This is a genomic window from Nocardia sp. NPDC059764 (assembly GCF_042732555.1).
GTDB lineage: Bacteria > Actinomycetota > Actinomycetes > Mycobacteriales > Mycobacteriaceae > Nocardia.
The window spans coordinates 1-2,854 of the sequence record NZ_JBHWHH010000330.1; the positions used below are offsets into that span (position 1 = coordinate 1).

Sequence of the window (2,854 nt, forward strand, 5' to 3'; positions counted from 1 at the left end):
GAGAGCAACCTGCTCTCCGGGCCTTTCGGAACTATCGAATCCTCAGGTCAGTGGCTGGTGAAAGCCGCGACCGGCTGGCTCAGCAACTGCGCGCAGCGCAGCAGACCGAGGTGGCTGTACGCCTGCGGATGGTTGCCGAGCGAGCGTTCGGCGACCGGGTCGTACTCCTCGGAGAGCAGACCGGTCGGTCCCGCCACGTCCACCAGCTGCGCGAACAACGCCTCCGCGTCCTCCCGCTTGCCGATCAGCAGATACGCCTCGACCAGCCACGCGGCGCACAGGTGGAACCCGCCCTCGCCGCCGGGCAGCCCGTCGTCGTGGTGGTACCGGTACACGGTCGACCCGCTGCGCAGCTCCGCCTCGGTGGCCACCACGGTCGCCGCGAAGCGCGGGTCGGAGGGCTCGATCAGCCCGCTCAACCCGATGTGCAGGGTGGCGGCGTCCAGGTCGGTGCCGTCGTAAGCCGCTGTGTAGGACTGGACTTCGTCGTTCCAGCCCTCGGTCCTGACCTCGTCGGCGATGGTGTCGCGCAGCGGCGCCCACTCCGGGTCGGCCGGGCGGCCGAACTGCTTGGCCAGGGTGAGCGCCCGGTCCACCGTCAGCCAGCCCATGACCTTCGAGTACACGTGGTGGCGCGGATTGCCGCGGATCTCCCAGATGCCGTGGTCGGCCTCGCGCCAGCGCCGCTGCACCGCGGACACCATGGCGTGCACCAACTCCCAGTCCGCGTCCGGCAGCGCCTTGGCGGGATCGTTGATGCCCTGGCGTTCCCGGGTGTGCGCGAGCTGCGAGATCAGGTCCACGATGGGCCCGAATACGTCCAGCTGGACCTGCATGTTCGCCGCGTTGCCGACGCGTACCGGCCGCGAGCCGGCGTAGCCGGGCAGCTGGTCGATGACGGCCTCGGGCGGCAGGGTCTCGCCGTAGAGGGTGTACAGCGGGTGCAGCCGCTCGGGCCCGGGCAGCGTCTCGAGCACCCGGTGCACCCAGGCCAGCAGTTCCTCGGCCTCGCCGGTGGAGCCCAGCGAGACCAGCGCGGACGCGGTCAGCGAGGCGTCGCGCAGCCAGCAGTAGCGGTAGTCCCAGTTGCGCACGCCGCCGATGTCCTCGGGCAACGAGGAGGTGGCCGCGGCCAGGATGGACCCGGACGGCGCGTGCACCAGACCGCGCAGGGTGAGCGCGGAGCGCTTCATCAGGTCGGGCTTGAGCGGCGGCAGTTCGAGGGTGCCGACCCATTCCGCCCAGTAGCGCTCGGCATCGCGGCGGCGGTCCGCCTCGGGCCGCATGGCGGGCGCGAGATCGGAGGTGCCGCAGCGCAGTTCGAGCACGACCGGACCCTGGGAGGGGTCCACGACCGCGCGCGCGGTGTGGTGGTTGCCCTCGTCGATGATCTCCCATTCGACGCCGGGGGAGCGCAGCACCATCGGATCGTTGGTGCCCTCGATCTTGAGGCCGCCGGTGGCGTGCACCAGCCGCACCGGCACCTGCCCGAATTCGGGGCGGGGCGCGAAGGTGATGACCGCCTTGGCGTCACCGGTGATGACGCGGGTCAGGTCGGTGCGCTCGTGGACCACGTCGTGCGGCAGGTAGTCCACGACCTGCAAACTGGACCAACGGGTTTCGACGGTCATGGTGCCGTCGACGTACCGCTGCGACAGCGGCAGTCCCGCGCGCTCGGGCTGAATGGTGAAGTGCCCCGCGCCCGGTCCGCCCAGCAGGTGGGCGAAGACGGCGGCGGAGTCGGGTTCGGGGTGGCACAGCCAGGTGATGGTGCCGTCCGGTGTGACAAGGGCCTTGGAGCGAGGGCTGGCCAGCATGGTCAGCCGCTCGATTCGAGGGGCCGAGGCACCTGCCAGCCACGTGCGGCGCTCCTCGAGTAGGAACGCCAGCGCCTTCGACACCTCCTCGGTGCTGGCCACATGGTATTTCGCGAGGGACTCCCCGTCGCCGACCTTGATGCCGACGTCGGGTCCGGAGAGGCGTTTGAACGCCTTCTCGTCGGTCACGTCGTCGCCGATGAACAGTGCCGCGGAGGCGCCCTGTTGGTGCCGGACGATGTCGAGAGCCGCGCCCTTGTCGGTCTCGACGACCGCGAGCTCGATCACTTCCTTGCCTTCGGTGGTCTGCACGCCGACCCAGCTGGCCGGACCCTGACGCACCTGAACCAGTGCGCGACGGCCGATTTCGGGGCTGGTGTTGCGGACGTGCAGGGCCACGCTGGCGGGTTTGATCTCGACCGAGGCGCCCGGGTTGTCCTGAGCGATCTGCGTCAAAGTCGTAGTGACCTCTTGCAGTAGCTGTTTCGCGTCGTTGTCGATGGCGTGCACGAAGCCGACATCGAATTCCGAACCGTGGCTACCGATCAGCTGAACCTCGACCGGAAGGCGCGACAGCGCCGCGAGATCTCGCAGGGCGCGGCCCGAGATGACGGCCGCCGTGGTGCCGGTGAGTCCGGCGAGAGCGCGCAAGGCGCTCACCGATTCTCGATGGGGATAGGCCTTGGCCGGGTCGGAGACGATGGGCGCGATGGTCCCGTCGTAGTCCGAAGCGACCAGCAACCGTGGCACGCGGGCGATGGCCGACAGGGCACGGCGCAGTTCGAGTGACAAATCCTGTGCGCTCACGCATCCAACCTAGTGATCGGAGGAGATTTTTCAGGGCGCGAGTGATGCTACTGGGTCTTGATTGCCCGCTCGTGTGTGCGGTGATACATAGCGTTTACAAGACACTTTCGCGTCGATCACGCCGTGTGTGAGACACACCCGGGTTGCTCGCTGTTCACACCGGCTGACCAGCGCTGTTCCAGCAAACCCGGACCCCGGAAATGCCAACGGGCTGCCCGGCTCTCCGGACC

General features: G+C 68.9%; 1 protein-coding gene. It reads right to left on the bottom strand.

All coding sequences use genetic code 11. From position 1 onward, the window contains the following. Positions 1-47: 47 nt before the first annotated feature. Positions 48-2,624 carry a trehalose-phosphatase gene (gene otsB, locus ACFV4K_RS35335; protein ID WP_379280642.1) on the bottom strand — a complete coding sequence of 859 codons (2,577 nt, stop codon included), beginning with the start codon at positions 2,622-2,624 and terminating at the stop codon, positions 48-50. Positions 2,625-2,854: the final 230 nt, after the last annotated feature.